Source organism: Methanosarcina mazei S-6 (genome assembly GCF_000970205.1).
Classification (GTDB): domain Archaea; phylum Halobacteriota; class Methanosarcinia; order Methanosarcinales; family Methanosarcinaceae; genus Methanosarcina; species Methanosarcina mazei.
Genome location: NZ_CP009512.1, coordinates 1,688,357 through 1,713,652 on the forward strand (window position 1 = coordinate 1,688,357; position 25,296 = coordinate 1,713,652).

Sequence of the window (25,296 nt, forward strand, 5' to 3'; positions counted from 1 at the left end):
CAGAATACAGAAAATGAACAAATCAAATTCTGCCTGAAAAATATATAAATTTGAATCTCTTTTTCACCCTGTTTTCGTCTTCATGTTTTCACTCAATTTTTTTTACTCGGGTTTTTTCTTCATATTTTTCTGTTTTTTTGCAGGGCTTCCGGTCGGAAGCCAGAAATTAAAAAAGGCACTCAGGGACTGAAGAAAGCATTTCTCCGGATGGCACGCCAATTTCATTCCTCCAAGGCTAGAAGAAAAACTAATACTTCCAGCCCCGGGTATTCAAATTAATATCAATCGATTGGTCCTAAAAAATTAATCCGAAATAATGAGTGGACAGGAGACACAGGATTACTTTTGCCTGATAATATTCTTGACCCGCCTGTCCCATTCCGTGGACTCGAAAAGCTCTTTCAGTTCCGGGGAGTCCTCGATAAAGCAGAACCCCCAGTAAACCGCAGGCAGAAACTCCCGCTTCCACTGTTCTTTTTTCTTTTTATCAAGGAACTGGTAGGTTTCTGAAGATGAGAGGCGGCTCACGAAACCGAGTACTTTGACAAGGTCAGGGATGGTCTTCTGGGCAGAACCGAGTTTAAGGCATTTCAACCTGTAGCTGTCTATTTTCCTCATGTCGGGCTCAAATCCCAGGGTCCTCAGGATTTTGTTTTTCTCGGGAGCAGAGATTCTTCTGCCGTTATATTTGAGGGAATTCAAAGCCTGAAGTTTCAGGAGCCATTCGACTTCCCCGAAAACCTTGGGCTTATGCTGCCTGGAAAGATCTCCCAGCCTGCGGTCTTCGTAGGCTTCACGTTTAAGCTTATTTATTCTGGCTGAAAGTCCGGAAAGCTCTTCTGCGTCCATAAGTTCCCTTACTCTGAACCGGAGGGCAGCCCTCATGAGTTCCCGCTTTTCGCGCTCAAAGGCTCCAATGTCCTTTTCTTCGGTAAGGGCAAGCAGGCGCGAAAAATACTTTGACCTTATGGCGGTCGGAGGGAGCCTTACAGGCATTTCCTGTATCCGGGCACCTTTTCCTTTCCCCTTTGCAGGAGCACTGAAGTCAACCTTATTGATCTCTATTTTTCCTTCCTCAATTGCCCGGGCTGCGTCTCCTTCAGAGAAAAGTTCTTCGAGGCGGATTTCAGGCTGGAGCATCTGGACCTGGTCAACTTTTTCCCCATTAAAAACCCCTTCTCCGAAACGCTGATAGAGGGAGTCTATGCTGTCAGATATCTCAAAGATGTTGCCCTTATTCTTTCCGGAAACCGGAGAAAGCCTCGTGACCCTTCCTACCTGCTGCTCAAAGAGCCTCATGCTAAGAGTGGGTCGCAGCAGGATAAGGGATTCAAGAGCCGGAAAATCAAAACCTTCAATCAGCATTCCCACAGTACATAATATGTAGGGGGGCTTTTCAGCATCCCTGAAAGCTGCTAAAAGGGCATTCTGTTCATCCTTTGGCAGTTCCGATGTTATAAAAGCTGTGTTTTTAAATTCCCCTTCAGGGGTATAGTTATCAAAATCAAGAGGTAAAACAGGGTCAGGGTCCTTTTCAAGCTTCTGGACCGGGATTTCTTCGTTAAAGACCGAAGCGGTAATTTTTGCGTGAAAAGCATTTATTTCTTCCCCTTCAGCTCCGGCACCGTAGACCTTCTTTCGGACAGGGGCACAGAAAATAAGGGTCTTTGAGTTCTTCTGTTTTATCATCGAGTCGTAGACATCTTTTGCAAGCTGTGTCCTTTTAATTACCTTTTTTAATTTGTCAGCCGTACTGCAGTCAAGGAAAAGGTCCTGTTTATCAAGTTCGTCCAGGCCTTTTTCAAAGTCGAATATCTCAAATATATCTTCCGAGCTTTCCGCAATGGTATACTTTAGAGGTGCAAGCTCATTATCAAGGATACATTCGGGCAGGGTCTTTGTATAAACCTCCCTCATGTCTCCGGCAATCTCGTCCACGAACTTGACATTTCCTACAACACCCTGGAAAGGAGTTGCAGTCATCCCCATGATTCTGGTCCGTTCTCCCAGCTCGTTGAGAAAACTATTTCCTCTATTGTTGATGAAATTGTGGATCTCGTCCACTATTGCAAGGTCGGTGTATTCAAGAAGCAATTCTTTTATTTCAGACGCCTGTTTCCCGAGCAGTGTCTGCAAAGAAGCAAAGAGCACAAATCCCTCTTTCTCCTTTGCGGATTTTTTTAGAGCTTCTGCAATCTCTTTTCTTGAGATTTTATGTTCGGAGGAGAGGAGCGCACTACTGGGAAAAAGAGGCTTCTCTCTTTTCCTGTCGTAATAAGTCTGGCTCAGGAGAGGATTGTTCTTCGAAATCAGGAAAAGTACAATCTTTCCGTCCTCGTAGTATTTTTTCATTATGTGTTTTGCAAGAAAAGTCTTGCCCCAGCCCGTTGGAACTTTGATATAGCCTCTCTGATGGGTTTCGAAATACCCCAGAATATCCTTAAAGATCCTTTTCTTATCTTCCCTCAAGGGCTCTAGCTCGACTGTTTCCATGCCGGCTGCGGCTTCATTTGAAATTGTCATCAGTACGCGGTCCTTATAATTTTAACTTTATGAGATTTCGAATATTTTCTAAAACCAGAAAGCTACCTTTCAAAGAGTTTTCCGGAAAACTGCAAGCTCCATGCACAGGAAACAGTGCATGCTACTGGAAAGATTCTGAGAATTAATTCCCCTCACTGCAAAATAACAAATAAAAATCTTCAGTCAAGAAATCTGGACTAAATCCGGACCGTCCCCTTTCGTCCTGAAATAGAAATTCGTTCTGAAACCGAAAAGAGTATGTCCGAAGTTCTTTGAATTAAAAGGAATCCCTTTTCAATAATAAATAACTACGGCAATATAAGAATTACGGCGGTATAAGAGTTATTATTATATATAGTTCTGGAATTATGCCTGTAAACCATAGTAACCATAAATATATAACGTAACCATAAAAATATAACTGTTTTGAAAGTAAATGCTTTAAAGATTTAAAGGAAAAGTTAAAGGAAAGCCCATTAAAGAGGGCGCCCTTTGAATTTTCCATATCTTCCAGAAAGGAAGGAAAACCTTAACTCAAATTCTTTAGAGGAACTTTGGCCTTGCGGAAAGGTATTTTGCAAGCGGCAGTTTCCTGTAAGGTTTGCCGGAAGTCTCTTCTTTTATGCGGGCATTGAGCTCTTCCGGAGTCATCTGCACTTTCTTCGGCTTATCCTGTCCGGACTCCTCCCGGATGGTTACGTTAATCGTGCTTTCCTCCATTTCCTTATCTCCGATTACTACAACATAAGGCACCCATTCCCTGCCGGCTTCCCTGACCTTCTTTCCTATGGACAGGTCGCGGTCATCAACATCGACCCTGAAGTCCAGTTTCTTTGCAACCTCTTCGGCAAAGGCAATGTGCTTCTCGGAAATCGGCACAATCCTTACTTGAGTTGGAGATAGCCAGACAGGCAGCATCGGGACCTTTCCCTCTTCGGTTTCCATTGCAGCTTTTTCAAGGAGGGCATAAATGCAGCGCTCAATTGCGCCGCTCGGAGAGCAGTGGAGTACGGTCGGCCTTTCCAGCTTGCCGTCAGCATTGACATAGGAGATATCGTACCTTTCGGCATTTTCCACATCAATCTGGACAGTAGAAAGTGCGCTCGCCTTGGCAAGGGCGTCCACGAAGTTAAACTCGAATTTGAGCACGAAATAGAAGAACCGGGTGTCCCACATCTCCACAAGCACAGGCTTGTTAACTGTTTTTGCCATGTTGACCACAAGGTCTTTGTTTGCCTCGTAAAAGTCCCTGGTGAAGCGGATGGCAACTTCATAATCGTTAATATGGATCCCCACGTTTTCAAGCACGCTGATGCAGAGGTCATACTGTTCCTTGAACTGGTTTACAGCCTGGTCCATGTCCTCACAGAGAGTGTGCATATCAGGCATGGTAAAAGCCCTGAGTCTCCTCAAGCCCACGAGTTCTCCGCGCTGTTCTTTTCTAAAGCTGTAGCGGGTCATTTCGATCATCCTGAGAGGCAGGTTCTTGTAGGAGATCGTCATGTCGTGGTTCATAAGGAACTGCCCGAAACAGGCTGCAAAGCGCAGGAACATATGTCTCTTGTCAGACTCGATAGAGTACTGCCTTGCCGGGAACCTGTCAAGATATTTCTTGAGGGTCGGGTGGTTCATGTCGTACATCAGGGGGGTTTCAACTTCCATTGCCCCGAATTCGGTTGCGACATCAAGCACGTAGTTTTCAAGGAGGGACTTGACAAGCCTCCCTTTAGGATAATAGCGCATGTTTCCGGAATCCGACCCTGGCTCATAGTCTGCGAGCTCGAGCCTGCGCATAAGTTCCACATGGGGAGGGGCACGTTCAACTGCCCTGCTCTTGGAAATTTCGTAATTTACAAACTGCTGAAGCTTGGGGTAAGGTGTTAAATCAAAGCCCTCCACTTCATGGAGTTCTCCGTCCGGAGTAAGGATGCGCCAGTAAGACCTTGCAGTCCCTTCAGCTTTGAGGGCTTCGGAAACGACCTCTTCTTTTTCACAAGTTTCGGTTTTGACTTCAGCTTTTGCCGCACCTTCAGGACGGATGCTCCGGGAAAGTTCGGAGAGAGGATGCCCTTTGCAGCTTACTGTAAATGCCTTGTACCATCCGAAAGGAGCCCTTTTGACCTCGTATCTGGAAGAGAGAGCTGCTTCCATACCTTTTAAAACCTGGACTGCAACTTTCGGAGAGGAAAGGTCAGAACTCAGGTGGGCGTAGGGATAAAGCATTATGCGGTTTGTTTTGACCTGGGCTGCAACTTTTTCTATTTCAGAGACAGCCTTTTTTATAGCTTCTTCCGGATTGGCTTCATCCACACTTTCAACAGCCGTAAAAGCCGTAAGGGCTTCTTCAAGCCTTCCTGACTTTAAGGACTCTTCTATTTTTTCAGCAACTGGAGTTTGTTTTTTGGTTTCGTATTCAATGTAATCAGAGTGAATGAGCAATAACTGCATTCTATCACCTGTGTTTTCTAAGCCGAATATGGATTCCGAATTAACTTCGGTTCTTGGTCAAACAGAGAATCAAACAGTATTAATAACCCAGCATTATACACCGTACTGTAACCCAGTACCGGGGTTTAACATTATGACCTGATTTTAAGGCTGTTTGAGGTCTGTACCTGTCAGTAGATCCTGATTAAGGAAGCAAAGAAGAATATATGACAGTCCTAACATCCTGCAATGATATAAAACAATCCCTTTCGTTTCGTTGATGACTATTTTTCAATCAGTCCTGCATGATTCTGCCGGATTCCTTAGGTCAGGGTCAGCCCGGGCAACCATTTCCGGATGGATCTGCTCCTGATAGACCCTATAAGCTGCAACGAGTGCTCCCAGAAGGATTGGGGCTGCAAAAAAACCTGCAATCCCTCCCACGAATGCCCCTCCAAGGAAGGCGAGCATGAGCAGCATCGGATGGATCTTTGATTTCAGGCTGGTCAGGTAGGGCCTGAGAATAAGCTCAGGGGGACCATAGATTACAAGGGAAGAAACAATAAAGAAAAGTGATGCACTTTCAACTCCCTGGTCAAAATAACGCACTATAGCCAGGGGCACGAGCACCATGTATCCGGCAAAAAGAGGGATAACCGATGCTATGAAAATCAGGGTTGCAAGGGCAAGCACATGGGTAAATCCGAAAGCGTAAAAGACGAAAACCGAAGTCACGCTGACTATCAGGGCGGAATAGGCATTTCCTATGAAAACCCCTTTCAGGATAAGGTCCAGATGAGCAGCATAACGGTTTACAATAGGCTGATAGTCTCCGGGAATTACGCCGAGAAAAGCACAGTAAAGCCTGTCCCCATCTGCGAGCAGGAAATAACAGAAGAATATCGAAATTACGAAGTTAATTACGAAAAGTCCTATGCTCTGGGCATATGCGATCAGTCCTATGCTGCCGAAAGCAGGGAGAAGAGACGTAAAAAGGTTCCAGATTGCATTATTTAACCTTTCGACATAAGCATCCGGGATTTGAAGTGAATGTATGAACTCCAGAATTCCATTCATAACTGAAGCCTGGTTTTCAATAAACCAGGAGAACTGGTTAAGGATCTCAACAATTCCTGCTCCTATAATGAATACTATAGGGACGAAAATACAGAGACTTGCGACCAGAGCTCCTATTTTTCTATACTTACCAAACTTCACCTGGATAGGCCTGGCAATATAAGCAAAGACCAGTCCCAGCACTATTCCATCTGCCAGGGGTAGCAGGATAAGTAAAGCAAAGAACAGAAGCACAGCTAATGCAATAGTTGCTCCTATTTTCCATCGGCTGGCAATAATCTGGCTGACTCCGTCAGGTGGGTAGTTAAATCTCATTCTTCAGTTCCATTATATGAGTGGATGATAGTAATTTAATATGAAATATAATAAATTATTTCAGAGTTAATTTGATGACAGTAAACGGTGACTTGAGTTTGACTGAACAAAGCTGAATAAAGTGTTATTGAGCTCAAAGTTAAATTCAAACAGGACAACGGGTCATTGTCTAGAAGCTTAGCCAGTTATTCCGGATTCAGGCCCTGTAATCGGCAGAGAATATCAGACATTACCGGGAAGTATCCAGGGTGTCCTGTCTTAAAGGGCAGGGCAAGATAACAGTTACAATATGGAAATATAATTAGAAACTATTTAAAAATATCACAGAAATGTTTAATAACTATGAATTCAGACCTTTTCAGGACAGCCAGAATTTTTATTCATCTATTTAACTATTTATTTATTTATTTATTTATTTATTTATTTTGCATGAAAGTACTTCCAGACACTTTCATTTTTTGGGCCTGTTATTCGAAGAATTTCATGTGCGTTTTTTATCTTTATCCAAAAACTGTTTGTTCCATCATAGAATATTCGGATTTAGGATAATTTTCAAAAATATTCATCGATTCTTGTTCTATAGATTTCCAAAGAAAAGAATAAAATTTACTTCCTCCTTGCATTTACTTCCTCCTCGCATATGTTATTGCACCCAATATCCCTGCAAACGCCCAAACAGGACTTATAAATGGAGTAGTTTTTGATTCCTTAGTAGTGTTGGATCCTTCTTCCTGCTCACCAGCTCCTTCTCTGTTACCTGATATTTCAGTATCTTTTGTTTTATCCACTGTTTGATTTTCTTCCTCCCACTTGCCTTGAGTTTTCAACTCCTCGATTACTGCATCTCTATCTGAAACAGGATGTTTTCCTGGGTCACCAATGGCGACACGGAAAAGCAGTTCGTCGAGATTTTCATCCTTTAGCATCAGGAGTGCTGATTCTTTCAGATTAAAATCGGCTTCAGTTTCGGTCAAAACATTTGTACCGACTTCGGTTCTTACTTTTATTACTTCAGTGGGCAGAGGGTTGTAAAGCCATTCCTCAACTTTAACTGTAATAATCGAGTAATTGTAATGAGAATCAATTTCTGTTACCGTGCCGATTATTATGTGGTCAGAATTGTTTATCTGGTATGGAATTTCAGCAGCTTCTGATGCAAATGAAGCCGCTGCGATATTTGGAGCTGCAAGAAGCAGGATCAAAGTGAGAATATAAAGCGAATTCAGTTGTCGCATGAGTAATCTTGTCCTTTATTTTTCATTTAGAAAATATTCATATTCAATACACGCCTGCAACTTTTAAATATTTCTTTTAAACCTTGGTTGCATAGAATCCAGTTGCATAGAATCCATTTGTTTCAGGTCGTTTGCCTGAGATAATTTAATCAATCGAATTGTTACTGTACAAGCCCATAAGTTGTTGGAGCATCCTTTGGAGAACTTCACAGTGAGATAGAGACTGGAGACTTCGTAAAAAGGGCTGATAGCTTATAAAAGTCTAAGGGAAGCTGGCGCAGAAACGCCAAGACTATAACAAATTCTGTATCTTTTAGTATCAACAAACTAAAAATATCGTCATCGAGGAAATCCAGAAATGAATTTAGAAAATATTTTAGTAGTCGCGCAGAAATTCAAGCTTAATGAAATTGTAAAAATGTCAGAAGACTCAATTAAATAATTTGAAAATAAGAAAAAACCAGGCGGAAAGTGGAAAGCACTTCGTCAAATGCCAAAAAGAAGAGCAATCAAACGGATGAAAAAAGAGTTCTTTAAATAAATCTGCGTTAGCCACCTCCAGAAAAAGTAAAGTAGAAAAATTGTATTGAAAACTGAGAGGTTTTGCGCCGGTCACTTAGTATAATAGATTTTAAGTCAGTCACCCAACAATAATATCTCCCGATTGTCCGAACCGCCAGAACTTTCAGTTCTCATGTGTTTCAATTCAAACCTTTAGCTTTTCATCAAGGTCAGGAACGATTTTATCGAAATACCTGGTTACCACACAGGATTCCATGCACTTTCCGCACCTTATGCAGGCTTCACTTACAAGTGGCTTCCCTTCTTTTATAGAAACTGCCCCTACTGGGCAGGCTTTTTCACAGATTCCGCAGCCAGTACAGCGGGAAAGCCTCACTAGCTGTTTTGCAGTTTCCTTAAAAAGCTGGACAGCCTTTTCTTTCGTTTCCGAGCTTACAATCAGGTTTCCATTAGAGAAAAACTTCACAGTCCCGGTTCCGGTTTTTACCAGTACCATGCCCAGCTCTTCCGCATAAACAGTCTTCCCGAGAACGTTAATGAAATCTGCGGCTTCTTTTTCCTTTATGCCTTTAACCCCCGCTTCTACGGAAAAACCTCCGGCTTTGCAGGGAGAGATCCCTGAAACGACTTCGATTTCAAAGTCTTCGGCTTTTTCTTTCGCAAGGACAGAGATCCCGAGCTCTTCTGCCAGCCTGAGCATTTTCGGAGGCAATTCTTTCCAGCGCCAGAAACCATGTTCTATGAACTCTTTTGAAAGCCCGCGTGTTTTCGCCCACTCAAGCAGAAAAGCGTTCCATCTGGCATGCATTTCAGGGTGCAGTTCTTCCACCCTGGCATATTCGGCAGCAAGGGCAGATGGGCAGAGCCAGCAACCGACCCTTTCAAAGCCCAGGTCATAGAGCGGGTTATATGAGAGCCCCCTCCAGTGGATGTAAAGCCAGACTTCAAGTGCACGCCAGTCCCTGATGGGGAAAATATTTAGCTGTGCAGGGACGAAGGGATTTGTCTCACTTGCTGCAATCCTCGCCCTTGAGAAAGATTCGTGTTTCCGTTTTCCGTCTACTGTCAGGTAAGCTACCGCATTTGAAGTTTTCTTTTCCTGAAGCGAGCAGTTTCCTTTTTCTGTTTCCAGGTCTCCTGCCGAAGCCAGTTTGCAGACCTTGCAGCACCAGCGGAAGTCCTTTGCAGGAGGCCCGAATTTATCTACCTGCTCCCAGAAAGCAGATCCCGAGTTCATTTCTTCAAGCTGGACTTTCATCTCCCTGCAGAAAGTCCGGGCGAAATCCACAGTTTCCGGAAATTCTATCCCTGTATTCAGGAAAAAAGCCTTAAACTCTCTCTGTTTGAGGGCAGCCTTTGCAAGGTCAAGCACAACGAGGCTGTCTTTTCCCCCGCTGAAAGACACATAGACCGGTAAATCCCTGTACTCATTCCTTGAAACAATCCCGCGGATAGTGTTGATGGCATTTTTCCCCAGAGCCTGCAAATGTTTTCTGTTAACTTCTATGCATGTCCCGAAATCCGGGTTTTCAGGGTGCAGGGAAACCTCACCGCTATCGACTTTTCTGACTCTGAGAATTTTTGCTTCGCTTTCGAATTGAGCGGGCTCTGAAAAGCCCTTCAGGGCTGAAAATTCAGCTCCACTAATGTAAGAAACCCCGTAACCGCTAAGGCTGCCCGCGGTCACAAGGACAAAATCCCCTGCTTTTATATCACCGGCAAAAGAGTCAATAAGCTCCATAGGGATGTTTTTTCCATTGATATGTCGGTTTGTTTTTCTAATTTTGACTTTTTTGCCCTCTGCATATTTGAGGAGGATTTTTGCTCCATGGAGAGAAGGCTCAAACCGGTAGTCCATTCTGGATAGTTCGAAACTGAGAACTCCGAAAATGAAACCATCCACAATGACCTCATCTGTTTTGTCTTCTCCAGGGATTTTATTCAGGAGCACAAGCCTGCCTTTAAGAGGGTTACAGCCAAATGATGAAATCAGCTGCCCTGCCAGGACTTCGTGTTCATAAGGGGAGCAGAACCTTACATCGGCAGGCTGGGAAAGATGAAGTATCTCGCCTTTACTGCCGCAAATGCCACATTCTTCCCCTATGAGGGGCAGGTTGCATTTCCTGCACCAGAATATGTAATCGTCTTCATATTCGAAACGTGGAGAGGATTTTTTCTTTGAAACAGCCGTATCAGGCCATTTTTGAGAGCCTGAATTCTTTTTTTCGGAGGGTTTCTCTTTAAAATCCCTTAAATCCCGTGGCCCGTTTCCTGCCCCTTTTTCACGGGTGTGCGGGCTGTTTCTGTCCTGACTGTTTTTTTTCGGGCTGTTTTTGCCCGGATTATTTCTTTTTTGTTTTTGTGAGCCGGAAGTCTGGTTTTTTTCTTTTTTCTGATGCATGGAAGCCCTGACCGGTAGTTCAAAGGTAGTTCGAAGAAACGGTTAAGTATCTTATCGTTCAGTTTTCTGCAAGGATGAGTTTATCAATATATCAATATTTTGAGAGAAAGGAATATTGGTCGTGTCCTCATATTATTGAACAGGAACTCTAAATGTTAATAGTTCCTTTAAACTCCATATGTGATCAGTTATTCCTTCTGCCATAGCTGGAGTCCTTTGAAACCATTTTCTGTTTCCAGAATCTATTTTTAGCCTTAGAGACTTATGAGGTTTTATAAAGTTATACCATGCCTGGAATAAATCAATAGCTTTCTGATGCATCCTTTTGGTTTTACTGAAATTCATTCCTTTTCTTATAAATCTTGCAAGAGATGTCCTTATCGTAAGGTTAATCCTTTCTGCATAAGAAGTTCCAATATAACTATCCGCATCAGCTCCAAGCATTTCGAATATCTCATCAGGATCTCCAAAGATGATACGTTGAACTGTTTCAACTACATAATTTTTTACCTTTTTCTTCAATACTTTGACATATTTTAAATCGTCAGGTGGAACCAGTTTAGGTAGCGGTTTTCTTCCGATACCTTTGTATTGTGGCAACTCGATTTTACCATAAACGTTTATAAGTGCTTCTTCAAAGGCATCCCAATCATCTGAGGTAAATACAGGAATAGGAGAAGATGTGGAACGCATCTTCTCAACTTCTTTAAATAACTCTATAGCATCCTCAGCACTACGTTTTCCTTCATGATGAGAAAGGAGCAATCTTGTGTCACTTTTGATTGCTGTAAGTGAATACACATCACCACACTCTTCAGAATCCTCGTCAGTCACATTTTTTTGCTTTTTTTTATATATGACCAGATCTCATCAACCTCTACTCTCGTAAGATTAAGATTTTTGAGGAAATAAGTTGTAACTTCTTCTGCATGGGTTCCTGCAATCTCAAGCCATCTACAAATAGTGTCTTTACTATGTCCAGTAGCTCTTGCAACTCCACGAATACTGCCTTTTTCAGGAAGCATAGCTATTGTCCTTAGAACTTCTTCATCTGGAGTGTTTAATTCGAAAAATATTGTACCTTTGGTTTCACTAAAACATTTTTTACAAGTTTTACATTTAAAAAGAGCATGGTTATTTTTACCATATCTTTCTTTAAGGACTATATTCCCTTGATTTTTAATTCCATAATCAGTGCAGTCTTTGTTCCAGCAAAAAAATTGTGAAAAATCGATTTCAGAAGTGATTAAGATGCCCCCAAATAATAATAGATTCAAGATTATATAAAACTAAGTCAATGATTTGAGGACACGACCGGAATATTTAATAGAAGAAAATCTGTAAATATTTAAAAAATGTACTGTCTTTGATCTCTACTGAACTATATGAATTATTAATGGAATAATTAATGGGGTACATGAAGTATTATAAACTGCATGGAATATTATACAAAATGATCTGCCGTAAAATATATCTGAAAACTTATATTTAAACTGTTATATTAAATGCTTTATATGAAGCATAAGTATATTAAATTTCCTGTAATTACCAGAGCCTTCAAAAATAGATTAAGGCTTTCAGCGAAACTCTTCTGGTAGTTAAAAGCGGCTTTTTAAACGAATGTGATAAGGTATGAAATATGATGTTATTGTGGTGGGAGCCGGTCCTGTGGGCTCTACTGCTGCCCGCTATGCGGCAATGAACGGGGCAAAAGTCCTTCTTCTCGAAGAGCACGCTTCAATAGGATCACCTGTGGGATGTACAGGGCTCCTGAGCACCAGAGCTGTTGAAGAGTGTGACCTCAAGCCCACGGACGAATTTGTATTCAATTCCGTGCGTGGGGCTTTTGTTCACGCTCCTGACGGCCAGTGCCTGCCTGTTGATGGAAAACATACAAGGGCATATGTTGTTTCCCGAAAAAATTTTGACCGCGCCCTTGCAGTAATGGCTGTGGAAGAAGGCGTTGAGCTCTCCCTGAAAACAAGGGCTATAGGGTTCGAAAAAGAAAACTCTGAGACCGGTACAGGGACAACAGGAGAAGGTGGTAAAAAAGAAACGGGCTCTCCCGTAAAACTCCGGATAGTCAAAAACGGCAAGCCTGAAACCGTATCTGCTTCTGTGGTCATTGGGGCAGACGGAGTAAAAAGCCGCATAGCCAGTTATGCCGGGCTTGGAAGACCTGCTCGTGTGCTTCCGGGAATCCAGGTAGAAGCTCCATATGCCTCGGAAGACAGTGATTTTGTCGAACTGTTCCCGGGCTCTTCAGCTCCGGGTTTTTTTGCCTGGACAGTTCCCCTTGATGAAAAAATCTCGCGTATAGGGCTTGCAATAGACCCTGAGCTCGCTTTCAGGAACGGATATGGTGAGAATTCCCCCCTTTATTATCTTGAAAAATTACTGCGCTCCAACCCCTGCATAAAAACAAGATACTCCGGAGGCATGCTCGACTTTGTTGTTGGCGGGATCCCTGTAGGTCCTCAGGATAAAACATATACGGGGGGAGTCCTTCTTGCAGGCGATGCCGCAGGGCAGGCTAAACCCACATCCGGGGGAGGAGTTTACACCGGGGCTTTTGCAGCAAAAATCGCAGGAAGAGTCGCAGCAGAAGCAGCCCTTGAAAATGATACCTCTGCAAACAGGCTTTCGGAATACGACAGGCTCTGGAGAAAGGGGCTTGCAAAAGAACTCGAAATAGGCATGAAAATCCATGATTATATGGGAAAGCTGGAAGACAAACAGTTGAATGAACTCATAGGCTCTTTGAATACCCCGTCAATCCTGGACACGATCACGGAATACGGAGATATGGACCATCCCTCGATCCTCATGAGAAAGCTGATGTTTTCGGGAAATTCCTTGAGGCTCATGAAAGCCTTCGGGACATTTATAAAGACGCTCTTTTAAATTGATCCGGCGTCCTTATTTTTACTGTAAGGTCTATAAATCCCGGGAATCCCTTATATTACAGGGGTAAATGTGGTTTTGGGTTCTAAACTTCTTGATAATGTAAAAATGCACCTTTGCACGTGTTCTGCAGGGCTCAGGCCCACTCCTGATATGGAAGCGTTCCTGAAAATGCCCATGAGAGAACTCTACGTCTCCCTGCCCATTCATATGGATGATGGTTCCATAAAGGTTTTCAAGGGTTTCAGAGTCCAGTATAACGAAGCCCTGGGGCCTGCCAAAGGAGGGATACGTTTTCATCCGGATGAAACAATGGAGACTATACGCGCCCTTGCAGCTCTGATGACCTGGAAATGTGCCTTACACAGGCTGCCTCTGGGGGGAGCAAAGGGAGGAATTGTCTGTTCTCCAAAAGAGCTTTCACACCGGGAGCTGGAGCGCCTTAGCAGGGCATATATCCGCGCTGTTTACCAGATTATAGGCCCTGATAGGGATATACCTGCTCCAGATATGTACACAAACCCGCAAATTATGGCATGGATGATGGACGAGTACTCGAAACTCGCAGGAAAAATGTCTTCGGCGCAATTACAGGCAAACCCACAAGTCTGGGAGGTTCTGCTGGCAGGTTTGATGCAACGGCTAAAGGTGGCCTGTATGCGGTAAGGGAAGCTGCAAAAAAACTGGGGATAGAGCTTGAAGATGCAAAAGTTGCTGTCCAGGGTTTCGGAAACGTCGGATACCACGCTGCTTACCTTGCAAAGAAACTCTTCGGCTGCAGAGTTGTGGCTGTAAGCGACAGCAAAGGAGCTATTTACTCCGGAAAAGGGCTTGATCCTGAGGATGTTTCCGGGTATAAGCATTCCACAGGTTCCGTGCTGGGCTATCCGGAAGCGGAAAATCTCAGCAATAAGGAGCTTCTGGAACTTGATGTGGATATCCTTATCCCGGCTGCCCTTGAGGACGTAGTAAGCATAGAAAATGCGGAAAAGGTAAGACCGAAAATTCTCGCCGAAATGGCCAATGGGCCCACGACCCGGGAAGCAGAAGAGGTACTCATTTCGAACGGGGTCCACATAATCCCTGATATTCTTTACAACGGGGGAGGGGTCATTGTTTCTTATTTTGAAATGGTCCAGAACGAGTCCAGCATACAGTGGGACGAAAAGGAAGTAGAAATGCGCCTAGAAAAAAAGATGAAAGAAGCATATCATTCGGTTTTCGACTTTGCCGAAAAAAACAATGCCGGCATGCGGCAGGCTGCCTATACACTAGCTGTTGGAAGGGTTGTCGAAGCCATGCAGCTCAGGGGATGGATCTGAGTCCTGTAATAACAGACCTGAAAAGGAAAAAGGGATAAAGAAAAGTTCGGAAAGCAATGAATACAGGTATAAATACAGGTATTAATGGGTAAAGCAGCGAAAAAGGACGGTGATTCGAGCGTACAGATGTAGCAATTGTGGATATCTTTACAACCCTGACCTGGGAGATTCTTCACAGTCCATAGCTCCTGATACGGGGTTTGAAGAGCTTCCTAAATCCTGGAAATGCCCGAGGTGCGGAGTTTCCAGGGAAATGTTTGAAAAAATGTAAGTTTTAAGTTTAAGTTTTAGTTTTAGTTTTAATTTAACTTTTAAAGATACCTGACGTCCAGATAAAGGAGCTAAGAATTATTAACCCTTACAGCCAGCATCTTCCAGTTCATTAAGACGGTTTCTTTCAAAGTTAAGGACTTTTCTGATTATTAACTTTTTTGGCCCGAGTGAGAGTTCATCATTTTCAGGGTATTTTTTCTTTACATACTCATAAAGTTCCGGAACACTCATTTCATCAAGTTTCCTTTTGATCTGGTTAAACTCTTCCATAAAAACACCTCACTTACAACTCACTTATAGAAATCGAAGTAATATTATAAGTTCTGTTATAAAATCACATTATATAACATATCGGCAAGTACATCCAAATTTATTTCAAATACAGGTTTTCAGATGCCTTACAGTACTGATACTTTCGATTGATACTTTTCAGTCGTAGTGTTTTTAATTGATGCCTTACGGTAATAGTGTTTTTGATTGATGTCTTTCGGTATTAATACTTTCAATTAATACTTCTAATGGCCTGTTTTTATATATTCATATTCACTCAGGAGCTGTAAAGATTTCTTACCCGCCTGCCCCTCAATCTTATTTAATTTCTTTTAAATTCATATCCAAAATATTAATATGTCAATAATCTTATCATACATGTGACTACCGAATAGGATTTCATGGAAATCATTTCGGAAACATGAAGCTCTGGAGAGACAACCAGATCCCGGGAAATAAGTCGAAAGCAAAAGGAACAGCACTTGGTGGCAGGGGTGATAATATAAACGTTGATATAAGAAAAAGTGAAGCAGGAATCGAGTGGATGGAAGAATTTCTTTTAAACAGCCCCACCCCAGTCCTGAAGATCGAAAAAGAAGGGGTAATTACCTATTCCAATGAGGCAGGAAAGCCATTGATTGAAGAATGGGGAAGCATCCCCGGCGGGAAAGTCCCTTTAAATATCCAGAAAATTGTGCGAAAAGCAGCTTTCAGAAGAAAGTCAGAATTCCTGGAACTTAAAGCAGGCGAAAAAACTTATCTGGCTACTTTTGTCCCTTCTGCTGACGGTAAATACACTGTTCTCCATACATCAGACATAAATTCATCTAAAAAAATGGAAAGAAAACTATCTTTGATAGACGGATATTATGAAGCCTTTATCAGGGTTGCGGAGCTGTCACTTATATGCACAGACCTTCAGACATTGCTGGACAAATCCTTTAATTTAATTATTTCCACGCTTGATGCAAAATACTGCAAAATTCTGAAACTTTTAAATGATGGAAACTTTCTGGTTGAAGCAGGGGTCGGATGGAAGCCGGAAGATACAGGCAAGGTTATTAAAAGGGAAGAGGCTTCGGTAGCAGGATATACTGTTCTTTCAAAAAAACCTATTAATATAGAGGATCTGGACAAAAAAGGTTCAATCGAAAGAATGGGACTTTATGGGTATTCGGAAATTACTCACGGAATCAGTGTCCTTGTGGGAAGCCTCGAAAAACCGTATGGAGTCCTTGCAGTCCACAGCACCAGAAAAGAGAAATTTACAAAAGAAGATGCCTGTTTTTTGAAAGGCATTGCATCCATGCTTTCATTAGCCCTTGAAAGGAATAAGGTGGAGAGCACACTTCTGGATAAGGTTCTTTTCCTTGAAACCCTTGTGGATACGATCCCTGCCCCTGTGTTTTACAAAGACAGGGAAGGGATCTACCGCGGATGCAACGACCTCTTTGCAAAAATGATCCTGGGGATACCAAAGGAGAAAGTAGCAGGATGCTCTATAGATGAGTTTCTCGAGAAAATTCCGCAGGAACTGGGAAATGTTTACAAAAGAACGGACAGGCAGCTGCTTCAGAGAGGGGGAAGCCTGATTTATGAATCCAGAATAATGTGCTCTGATGGGTTGCTCAGGCAGTTCCTTATTAACAAAGCTGCATACCGAAATCTTAATGGGGATATGGAAGGTCTTGTAGGGGTAATGCTTGATATAACCGGGCAAAAACGTACAGAAGGTAGCCTGTTAAAAAGTGAAGAGAGATACAGGCTGGCTGCCGAGCAGACAGGTCAGCTGATATACGAATTTGACCTGAGAAACGGCTATGGAGAATGGGCAGGCGCTGTTAAGGAACTTACAGGCTACACCTATAATGAAATGCAGAATTTCAGTTATTATGACTGGCTTGAGCACATTCACCCTGATGAGCGCAGAAGAGTGCAGCAGGAATTTAAAAAGTGCTGGAACACAGGAGAAAAATTCAATGAAGAATTCAGGTTCCGTCGGAAAGATGGAAGCTATTTTTCCGTGGAGAACAAAGGTGTCTATCTGAAGGACGAAGAAGGGCTCGTATGCAAAGCCCTCGGGGTAATGAAGGATATTACAGAACTCAAACTTTCCTCGCAAAAACTGAAGGAAAGCGAAGAGATGTACCGGTCATTTTTACAGAACTTTAAAGGGATAGCATTTAAACTGGACAGGAATTTTGCCCCTCTATTTATGGAAGGGGCAGTCGAGGAAATAACCGGGTACACAGAGAAAGACCTCATATCCGGCAGGATAAATTTTTTTAATCTTCTTGATCCGGAAGATTTTTCATTGCTCGATAATTGCAGGAATAAAATGAGTTCTGTCCCCAATTCTATTATGGAGTATGACTACAGGTTCAGGAGAAAAGATGGAACTGTGAGATGGGTCCATGAGTTAATCCATAATATCTGCAATGAGAACGGTGAAACAGAGTTTATACAGGGATATGCTTATGATATTACTCCGAAGAAAAAAGCTGAGGAAACCCTTGCAAAAGCCGAAGCAATAGGCATGAGGGAAATCCACCACAGGATTAAAAATAATCTTCAAATAGTTTCGTCCCTGCTGAGCCTTCAGGCTGATAAGTTTAAAGACAGGGATGTAATTGAAGCGTTCAGGGAAAGTGAAAACCGTGTTGCTTCCATGTCCATTATTCATGAAGAGCTTCACAAATCCGAGGATACCACAAGCATAGATTTTGCAGCCTATTTGAGGAAATTGACTTCCGAACTCCTTTATTCCTACAGGATCGGAAATGAGAAAGTCCATCTTTTCCTTGATGTGGACCACACATTCCTTGGAATAGATACTGCAGTCCCTCTAGGGATTATTATTAACGAGCTCTTTTCAAACTCGCTGAAATATGCGTTTTCCAGAGGTGCCGACGGCGAGATCAGTATCTCTCTTTGCAGGCTGCCTGAAATATCAGGATCTTTTATCGAATCCAGCAGCTGTATTGGCACAGCAGGGCCGGGAATTCAGACAGGGTTTAAACTTGTTTACTCGGACAGCGGGGGTTGCTTCCCGGAAAATATCGATTTTTATAATCCTGATACCCTTGGTTTGCAGCTTGTAAATGCCCTGGTAGAACAGCTCGATGGAACGGTTGAGATTGAAAAAGGAGATCAAACCAGGTTCACTATAAGGTTCGAGGACAAGGGATTCTGAAGAAAAACTGAATGGTGACATATTTCTGATGCTGTCCGTCACCATATATTAACTATTATTTAATATATTAACTATTATTTAATATATTAACTATTATTTAACTGCATTATTTAACTATAGGATTTTATAATCATTTTTTTAAGTTTTTCTCTGTCAATTAAACCTATACCATTAGCTTCAGCTAATTCAATGGCAGAGTTTGTAAAATAGTTATTTGTAACTACTAAACCTTCAGTACATTTGTATAAAGCTTTAGACGCTACAACTTCCTGTACTGCTTTATTCGAAACTTTACTTGAATAACGTTTAGCCTGAACAGCGATCCTTCCTTTATTTCCTGATAAAATAAGATCTGCTCCCTGGTCTCCAGATAAAGGAGTATGAATTACCGAATATCCCAATCTTTCAAAAACAGACTTTAGAAAACCTTCAAATTCATATCCTTCCATTCCATCTATACTGGCTAATATTACATTTATATCTCTCGATCTGTTTTTTCTTAATTTTTTTTGTTCTGACCATTTTTTTAAAACTTTCAAAAACTTCTTCCCGGCGATCAGAAAAGCGACCACAAGTACCTTTCCAGTGACCAGAAAAGCGACCAGAAAAGCGACCAGAAGATTCTTCTTGGTCTCTTTTGGACGAATTATTTGTTTTTCAGGCTTCCATAGAAAAGCAAAATTTAAAAATGCAATTGTTATCAAAAGGAATAATATACTCACTATCGGTGAGCTTACTATTATTAATAAACCAGAGATTAAACTAATAGATGCTACAGCAAGGTAAGTTATATACAGAATAAGGTGTAATAATTTCGGTTTTGTCGGAGCTATTAGACGGCTAACTTCAAATTTAAAAATAAGGATCGCAATAAAAAAACTAATTACACTCAATAAAAATAATTCTTCTAATAAAAAGCCAAATCCAAGAAATATAAATATTGATCCAAATATAAAATAAGCTATTTTTGAGAAAATATTTGAGAATTTTGGTTTTTGCTGGACTACAGGAATACTGGATACTGGATAATCTGCTGGAGTATTATCTTCTAATGAAATTGGTACTGCTCTTATCTCTGATGGAGTAGTTAGAGTATCAACCTCTGCAATGGACGATGGATTTTTCATTTTTCAGCCCTCTGTATAAAAAGTAAATATAAAAATAGAGAATATATTAAAAAGTTTTCCATTCCATCAGCGAGCTAGCGAATATTCAACAGAAATACTAATGCTCTTTCTTTCCTGAAAAATCCTTAATCGTGGAATGAATAGGATACCTCAGCCGTCCAGTATTCCCATCAGGTGTCTCTTATTCCCATCAAGTATATCTTATTCTCATCAAGCATCTCTTCATTTGCTGTTTTATTGTCAGATAATTACAGCTTTTTCCCGCCATAAGACCTGACATGCTTCCAGGCTTTATGATGCTCGGGAAATAGGTCTTCATCTATATATATCGCGTCGTCGTCCCTATTATACAGCTCTCGGTCTTTTCCTATCGGGCAGACCTTGATGCATATTCCGCAGGGTGAAATGTAACGTTTGTTAAGTTCAGCACTGTATGAGGAACATGCTTTCTTATCTGTCAGTGCGTCAGGGTAATCTTCCTTTTTAAGAGCGTTCGACGGACACATTTTTACACAGCGCATACAGCGAGTGCAGAGCTGAGTTTCCAGCATTGGGTCTGAAGGAAGCTTGGCTGTGGACAGGATTGAACCGAAACGGACCCTGGGACCGTACTCCGGTGTAAGTATCGTGTTGTTTACCCCAAAGTTTCCCAGCCCGGCAAGGAGAGCGGCGTGCCTGTGAGAAAAGAATGCAATGGGATTTTCGAGAAGTACCTGAATGCCCCCATATCCGTCTCTGGGCACGAAAACGGATGGGTATCCTTTGGAGGTCAGGAAATTGGCAAGCCGATATGTGTACTGGTCCAGCAGGGAATTTACGGTATTATACAGTTCGCGGTAATATATTGAGGGGGACGTCTCCAGTACCGGAAGAGGGATCGGCAGTCCGATAACTATTACTGATTTTGCTTCAGGATATATGGACTGAGGATAGAATTCTTCAGGCATCCACGGCAAAAACGGAGGATTTTTCCATCTCTCAACACTGGCAACCCTAACCATGGGTATGTCCATACTTTCGCATTTCTGCAGGAGAGCTTTTTTCAGATCTTCAGTCGTGGATATCCCTTCTTTATGATTCCTTATCCCTACAGGGAGATAATTTTCCCACAATTTGAACATTTCCATCCATCTATATTCGGGATGGGGATTGTTCCACTCGACAAAGGAGAAACACTTGCAGACGAAAGAAAGGAAAGAATAGAAAAAATCGCTATTACGTTTAAGCAATAAGTAATGACAAAGTCTCATATAAGTGAAAAGTTAAAGAAAATAATATGATAATTGGAATAATAATAAACACCAGCGAACCTGAAACAGTGTGGAATGCATTTAGATTCGGCACGACTTCATTGCTTAATGACCATGAAGTGAAAATCTTCCTTCTGGGAAGAGGAGTGGAGTCAGAGAATATCAGGGATGAGAAGTTCAATGTTCAGGAACAAATAAAGCTTTTTATGGGGAACAGTGGCAAAATCTTCGCGTGTGGAACCTGCCTTAAAGCAAGGCAAATGGTGGGAAGCGAGGTTTGTCCGATCTCCACCATGCGTGATCTTCTCCATATAGTTGAAGAATCTAACAGAATTTTGACATTTGGTTAAGCTGATTCCGGAATCGAAGGCGTAATTTCATGGCATATTATGCTGTTCCTCTATGATTAAATCCCTCATAGATGCCCAGTCAGGAATTTCATTTCATATTTCTACTTTTTTTGAGGGGCGCCGGACAGGCTGGCAAGTTTCCGATATTATACAAATTTAAATCCGGTTTACGGGGTAAAAGGAAACCTGTGCTAATCAACTCTCTCGCTTTACTGAGTCATTTTTTCCTGCTCGATGAGGGTCGTAATTAAGTTTCTGGGCAAATTTTTTGATTATATCTCGGTACTAAAATATAATTAATTGGATAATTATTTATATCATAACCATGATGTACGTATCGCTGTATAATCCAGATAATATCAGTTTTTGATTGCAGTTTCACAGGGCATTACCTCAGAATCCTCTTTTTTAAAATGTTTTTCCGGGTTTCAGAGGGAACCTTAACTGCTTGAAAAGGCTGAGTATTAAAATAACGAAGGCTGTCAGAGTGGACTGTGGTTGAAAATAAAAGTTACACACATATTCTGAGCACAGAATCTTGAATGTATTCCAGATGATGAATGTATTCCAGATAATGAAAGTATTCAGGAAACAGGGTTAAAAAGAAAGAGATAAAATGGTTAGAAATTCAACAACATGTGACTCGTTTCTAACATGTTTTTCCGATAAAGTGTTGTTTAATACTTTCACCCTGCTATATAACTTTATTAATAAAAAGTCTGCGTGTTGTTATGCGCGTTGAATATCCGGGACATCCCGGATATCCGGGCAATTGATTACAGGAAATTCAATGCCTGCTGGTGAGAAAAACAGACATAATAAATTACATAAAAATGGCAAACAGGATCAATCACAGAATTAATCCATTAATCCATTCAGTTCTTTCAATTATCATCCGGTTAAATTATTATCTGGGTAAATTATCATCCGGTTAAATCATCATCCGGTTAAACTATCATCTGGTTAAATGTGCCATCCTGCACGGAACAGCTTTCTTTAAACACGTATCCGGTTTCAGATGTTTTGCCTGATTTCAGGAACTTAACCTAAACTTTTTAAACTCCAGCTTTATCCCAATTACGAAAAAAACCCGAGAGAAGGAAAATGAAAAATATCATAATCAAAGGGGCACGGGAACACAACCTGAAAGACATTACCGTGGAGCTTCCGCGGGACAGGTTAATTGTAATTACCGGCGTGTCAGGGTCAGGAAAATCAACCCTTGCCTTTGACACTATTTATGCCGAAGGTCAACGGCGCTATGTTGAGTCGCTCTCTGCTTATGCGCGGCAGTTCCTCGGGCTTATGAACAAGCCGGATGTGGACAGCATTGAAGGGCTGTCTCCGGCAATTTCCATAGAACAGAAAACCACCTCTAAAAATCCCAGGAGTACGGTGGGGACTGTAACAGAAATTTATGACTACCTCAGGCTGCTTTTTGCAAGGGTCGGGACTCCCTACTGCCCTGTTCACGGCATAAAAATCGAGTCCCAGTCTCCGGAAAGGATTGCTGACAGCCTCAGCAGGGAATGTGAGGGAATGGTTACAATCCTCGCACCCATAGTCCGCCAGAAAAAAGGGACTTACCAGCAGCTTTTCAGGGACCTCAACAGCGAAGGGTTCACGAGGGTAAGGGTGAACGGGGAGATCCACAGGACAGATGACGAAATCTCCCTTGACAGGTACAAAAAACACGATATTGAAGCTGTGGTTGACCGGCTTGACCCTTCCGAAGACCGGTCAAGGCTTGTCGAAGCCTGTGAAAATGCACTTCAAAAAGCCGCCGGACTCCTGATTGCTGTGGATTCGGAAGGAAAAGACCATCTTTACTCTTCTAACATGGCATGTCCTGTCTGCGGGATGGCTTTTGAGGAACTCCAGCCCAGGATGTTTTCTTTCAACAGTCCTTTCGGGGCTTGCGAAGCCTGCAATGGGCTCGGGTTTAAGATGGAACTTGACCCTGACCTCATAATTCCGGATAAAAGCCTGTGCATTGCTGACGGAGCAGTTGCTGTTTACAGGAACTATCTTGACGGCTACCGGAGCCAGCATCTTGCTGCTGTTGCAAAACATTTTGGCTTTGATGTATTTACTCCTATCGAAGCTCTTTCCGAAAAGCAGTACAACGCCCTGATGTACGGCACGGATGAGCGCATCCACTTTAACATGAACATGAAAAACGGGGATGTGCAGTGGTCACATAAAGGTACCTGGGAAGGGCTTCTTCCTCAGTCTGAAAGGCTCTACAACCAGACTAAGTCCGAGTACAGGAGAAAAGAACTCGAGAAATTCATGCAGGTCCACCCCTGTCCAAAATGTGAGGGCAAGCGCCTGAAAGAAAAGGTTCTTGCAGTCAAAATCGCGGACAAGTCAATAGTGGATATTACAGACCTGTCCATTTCCCAGTCCGTCCGGTTTTTTGAAGACCTGAAACTCCCACAAAAAGAACAGGAAATCGCAAAGCAGGTGCTTAAGGAAATTCGTTCCCGCCTGGGTTTCCTTGAACACGTAGGGCTCAGTTATCTCACCCTTTCCCGAAGTGCAGGCTCACTCTCAGGCGGAGAAGCCCAGAGGATCAGGCTGGCAACCCAGTTAGGCTCAAACCTTATGGGCGTGCTCTACGTTCTTGACGAGCCTTCTATAGGGCTGCACCAGAGAGATAATGAACGGCTTATTGAGACCCTTCAGACTCTTAGAGATCTCGGGAATACTCTCATTGTGGTGGAGCACGATGAAGATACTATCCGGGCTGCGGATTATGTGCTTGATATTGGTCCCGGAGCGGGGATACATGGAGGGTATGTGGTAGCCGAAGGAACGCCTTCGGAAATTGAGAAAAATCCGGAATCTCTGACAGGCAAATACCTGTCCGGAGAAAAGCAGATAAAGCCTCCTGCTATTCGCCGACAGAGCGATTCCTTTATCCGTCTGAAAGGCTGCAGGGAGAATAACCTGAAAGATGTGGATGCAAATATCCCCATAGGGCTCCTTACTGTGGTCACAGGGGTTTCAGGTTCAGGAAAATCCACCCTTATTTACGATACCCTTTACAAAGCCCTCACGAAAAAGATCAACAAATCAAGCGTAACTCCCGGGGAATATGACGAGCTTATCTTTGATTCCGAGATTGATAAGGTAATTGTTATCGACCAGAGCCCCATAGGCAGGACTCCACGCTCAAACCCTGCCACCTATACCAAGGTCTTTGATGCTGTCAGGCAGGCTTTTGCCGAAACTAAGGAAGCAAAAATCCGGGGATACAAAAACGGGCGTTTCTCTTTCAACGTAAAAGGAGGGCGCTGTGAAGCCTGCCAGGGAGAAGGGCTGATTAAAATCGAGATGAATTTCCTGCCTGATGTTTACATCGAATGTGAAGAGTGCAAGGGAACGCGCTATAACAGGGAAACCCTTGAAGTAAAATACAGGGGCAAGTCAATTGCCGAAGTTCTGGACATGACTGTGGAAGAAGCAGCAGAGCATTTTGAAAATGTGCCAGCGATTAACGGCAAGCTCAATACTCTCGTACGTGTAGGCCTTGGATATATCAAGCTCGGGCAGAGTTCCACAACCCTTTCCGGAGGGGAAGCCCAGAGGATCAAACTCACAAGGGAACTCTCCAAAAAGTGTACCGGAAAGACGATATACCTCCTTGACGAGCCCACGACAGGCCTGCATTTCCATGACGTTAAAAAGTTAATTTCAGTCCTTAACGGGCTTGTTGCAAAAGGAAACACCGTTGTTGTAATCGAACACAACCTGGATGTTATCAAATCCGCAGACCATATAATCGACCTTGGTCCCGAAGGAGGACACGCAGGTGGGGAAATTATTGCAGCAGGTACACCTGAGGAGGTTGCCATGGTTCAGGAGAGCTATACAGGGAGATTCCTTGCTCCCAGAATTCTGGCAAACGCAAACCTTTATTTGGAACCGGGATCACAGCCTGTAGAGGCTGTTTTTGAAGAAGAGGAAGATTTCGGAACCGATTTCGAGGAATTAGAGGAAGAATCGGATGAAAACCTCGACGAAGAGCCAGAGGAATTTGACAGAACAGACGATACATTTGAAGAAAAGATTCTTCAAAAAGTTTGAGAGGCAGTACTCTGG

The 25,296-nt window shown here is 42.5% G+C and carries 17 protein-coding genes; 7 read left to right on the plus strand and 10 right to left on the minus strand.

Going from position 1 to position 25,296, the window contains the following annotated elements; all coding sequences use genetic code 11:
* Positions 1-339: 339 nt before the first annotated feature.
* The 7 genes from MSMAS_RS07355 to MSMAS_RS19460 form a co-directional block, all read right to left on the minus strand.
* On the minus strand, positions 340-2,523 hold the full coding sequence (locus MSMAS_RS07355; RefSeq protein WP_011035194.1) for a DEAD/DEAH box helicase: 2,184 nt from the start codon (positions 2,521-2,523) through the stop codon (positions 340-342).
* Between the two features lie 543 nt (positions 2,524-3,066).
* The gene (locus tag MSMAS_RS07360) at positions 3,067-4,971 is read right to left on the minus strand and encodes a threonine--tRNA ligase (RefSeq protein ID WP_011035193.1); all 1,905 of its coding nucleotides are present in this window, start codon (positions 4,969-4,971) and stop codon (positions 3,067-3,069) included.
* 270 nt (positions 4,972-5,241) lie between these two features.
* A complete protein-coding gene (locus MSMAS_RS07365) occupies positions 5,242-6,342 on the minus strand; it encodes an AI-2E family transporter (RefSeq protein WP_011035192.1) in 1,101 nt (366 codons plus the stop codon).
* Positions 6,343-6,965: 623 nt separating this feature from the next.
* Complete coding sequence (locus tag MSMAS_RS07370) at positions 6,966-7,544, minus strand: hypothetical protein (protein WP_011035190.1); 579 nt, start codon at positions 7,542-7,544, stop codon at positions 6,966-6,968.
* A gap of 739 nt (positions 7,545-8,283) precedes the next feature.
* Positions 8,284-10,500 (minus strand): phosphoadenosine phosphosulfate reductase domain-containing protein, encoded by a 2,217-nt coding sequence (locus MSMAS_RS07375; RefSeq protein ID WP_011035189.1) that lies wholly within the window; start codon positions 10,498-10,500, stop codon positions 8,284-8,286.
* Between the two features lie 132 nt (positions 10,501-10,632).
* Positions 10,633-11,334, minus strand: a complete 702-nt coding sequence (locus tag MSMAS_RS18725) for an IS1 family transposase (protein WP_155395171.1) — start codon at positions 11,332-11,334, stop codon at positions 10,633-10,635.
* On the minus strand, positions 11,331-11,777 hold the full coding sequence (locus MSMAS_RS19460) for a hypothetical protein (protein WP_011033920.1): 447 nt from the start codon (positions 11,775-11,777) through the stop codon (positions 11,331-11,333). Before MSMAS_RS19460 ends, MSMAS_RS18725 begins: the two co-directional genes overlap by 4 nt.
* Positions 11,778-12,132: 355 nt before the next feature.
* On the opposite strand from MSMAS_RS19460, the gene MSMAS_RS07390 reads away from it, so the two are divergent.
* The 4 genes from MSMAS_RS07390 (at position 12,133) to MSMAS_RS18155 (ending at position 14,997) form a co-directional block, all read left to right on the plus strand.
* Complete coding sequence (locus MSMAS_RS07390; RefSeq protein ID WP_011035188.1) at positions 12,133-13,404, plus strand: geranylgeranyl reductase family protein; 1,272 nt, start codon at positions 12,133-12,135, stop codon at positions 13,402-13,404.
* Between the two features lie 72 nt (positions 13,405-13,476).
* Entirely contained in the window at positions 13,477-14,070 is a 594-nt protein-coding gene (locus MSMAS_RS19465) for a Glu/Leu/Phe/Val family dehydrogenase (RefSeq protein ID WP_011035187.1), read from the plus strand.
* On the plus strand, positions 14,058-14,726 hold the full coding sequence (locus MSMAS_RS19470; RefSeq protein ID WP_230625191.1) for a Glu/Leu/Phe/Val family dehydrogenase: 669 nt from the start codon (positions 14,058-14,060) through the stop codon (positions 14,724-14,726). Before MSMAS_RS19465 ends, MSMAS_RS19470 begins: the two co-directional genes overlap by 13 nt.
* A 109-nt stretch (positions 14,727-14,835) precedes the next feature.
* The gene (locus MSMAS_RS18155) at positions 14,836-14,997 is read left to right on the plus strand and encodes a rubredoxin (RefSeq protein ID WP_015413205.1); all 162 of its coding nucleotides are present in this window, start codon (positions 14,836-14,838) and stop codon (positions 14,995-14,997) included.
* Positions 14,998-15,077: 80 nt separating this feature from the next.
* Here MSMAS_RS18155 and MSMAS_RS07400 read toward each other — a convergent pair whose 3' ends face one another.
* A complete protein-coding gene (locus MSMAS_RS07400; protein WP_011035185.1) occupies positions 15,078-15,269 on the minus strand; it encodes a hypothetical protein in 192 nt (63 codons plus the stop codon).
* Positions 15,270-15,690: 421 nt separating this feature from the next.
* Between MSMAS_RS07400 and MSMAS_RS07405 the strand changes: the two genes are divergently transcribed.
* A complete protein-coding gene (locus tag MSMAS_RS07405; protein WP_011035184.1) occupies positions 15,691-18,462 on the plus strand; it encodes a PAS domain S-box protein in 2,772 nt (923 codons plus the stop codon).
* Between the two features lie 110 nt (positions 18,463-18,572).
* On the opposite strand, the gene MSMAS_RS18735 is transcribed toward MSMAS_RS07405, so the two are convergent.
* Entirely contained in the window at positions 18,573-19,589 is a 1,017-nt protein-coding gene (locus tag MSMAS_RS18735) for a restriction endonuclease (protein WP_137726730.1), read from the minus strand.
* A 248-nt stretch (positions 19,590-19,837) separates the two neighbouring features.
* Entirely contained in the window at positions 19,838-20,710 is an 873-nt protein-coding gene (locus MSMAS_RS07415; protein ID WP_226987649.1) for an epoxyqueuosine reductase, read from the minus strand.
* Positions 20,711-20,865: 155 nt separating this feature from the next.
* On the opposite strand from MSMAS_RS07415, the gene MSMAS_RS07420 reads away from it, so the two are divergent.
* Both MSMAS_RS07420 and uvrA read left to right on the plus strand, forming a co-directional pair.
* The gene (locus tag MSMAS_RS07420) at positions 20,866-21,189 is read left to right on the plus strand and encodes a DsrE family protein (RefSeq protein WP_011035181.1); all 324 of its coding nucleotides are present in this window, start codon (positions 20,866-20,868) and stop codon (positions 21,187-21,189) included.
* Positions 21,190-22,293: 1,104 nt separating this feature from the next.
* On the plus strand, positions 22,294-25,281 hold the full coding sequence (gene uvrA, locus MSMAS_RS07425; protein ID WP_011035180.1) for an excinuclease ABC subunit UvrA: 2,988 nt from the start codon (positions 22,294-22,296) through the stop codon (positions 25,279-25,281).
* Positions 25,282-25,296 lie beyond the last annotated feature (15 nt).

Coding starts and splice junctions, on each gene's coding strand:
- MSMAS_RS07355 (WP_011035194.1), bottom strand. CDS start 2,523: ATGACAATTTCAAATGAAGCCGCAGCCGGCATGGAAACAGTCGAGCTA.
- MSMAS_RS07360 (WP_011035193.1), bottom strand. CDS start 4,971: ATGCAGTTATTGCTCATTCACTCTGATTACATTGAATACGAAACCAAA.
- MSMAS_RS07365 (WP_011035192.1), bottom strand. CDS start 6,342: ATGAGATTTAACTACCCACCTGACGGAGTCAGCCAGATTATTGCCAGC.
- MSMAS_RS07375 (WP_011035189.1), bottom strand. CDS start 10,500: ATGCATCAGAAAAAAGAAAAAAACCAGACTTCCGGCTCACAAAAACAA.
- MSMAS_RS07390 (WP_011035188.1), top strand. CDS start 12,133: ATGAAATATGATGTTATTGTGGTGGGAGCCGGTCCTGTGGGCTCTACT.
- MSMAS_RS07400 (WP_011035185.1), bottom strand. CDS start 15,269: ATGGAAGAGTTTAACCAGATCAAAAGGAAACTTGATGAAATGAGTGTT.
- MSMAS_RS07405 (WP_011035184.1), top strand. CDS start 15,691: ATGAAGCTCTGGAGAGACAACCAGATCCCGGGAAATAAGTCGAAAGCA.
- MSMAS_RS18735 (WP_137726730.1), bottom strand. CDS start 19,589: ATGAAAAATCCATCGTCCATTGCAGAGGTTGATACTCTAACTACTCCA.
- MSMAS_RS07415 (WP_226987649.1), bottom strand. CDS start 20,710: ATGTTCAAATTGTGGGAAAATTATCTCCCTGTAGGGATAAGGAATCAT.
- MSMAS_RS07420 (WP_011035181.1), top strand. CDS start 20,866: ATGATAATTGGAATAATAATAAACACCAGCGAACCTGAAACAGTGTGG.
- uvrA (WP_011035180.1), top strand. CDS start 22,294: ATGAAAAATATCATAATCAAAGGGGCACGGGAACACAACCTGAAAGAC.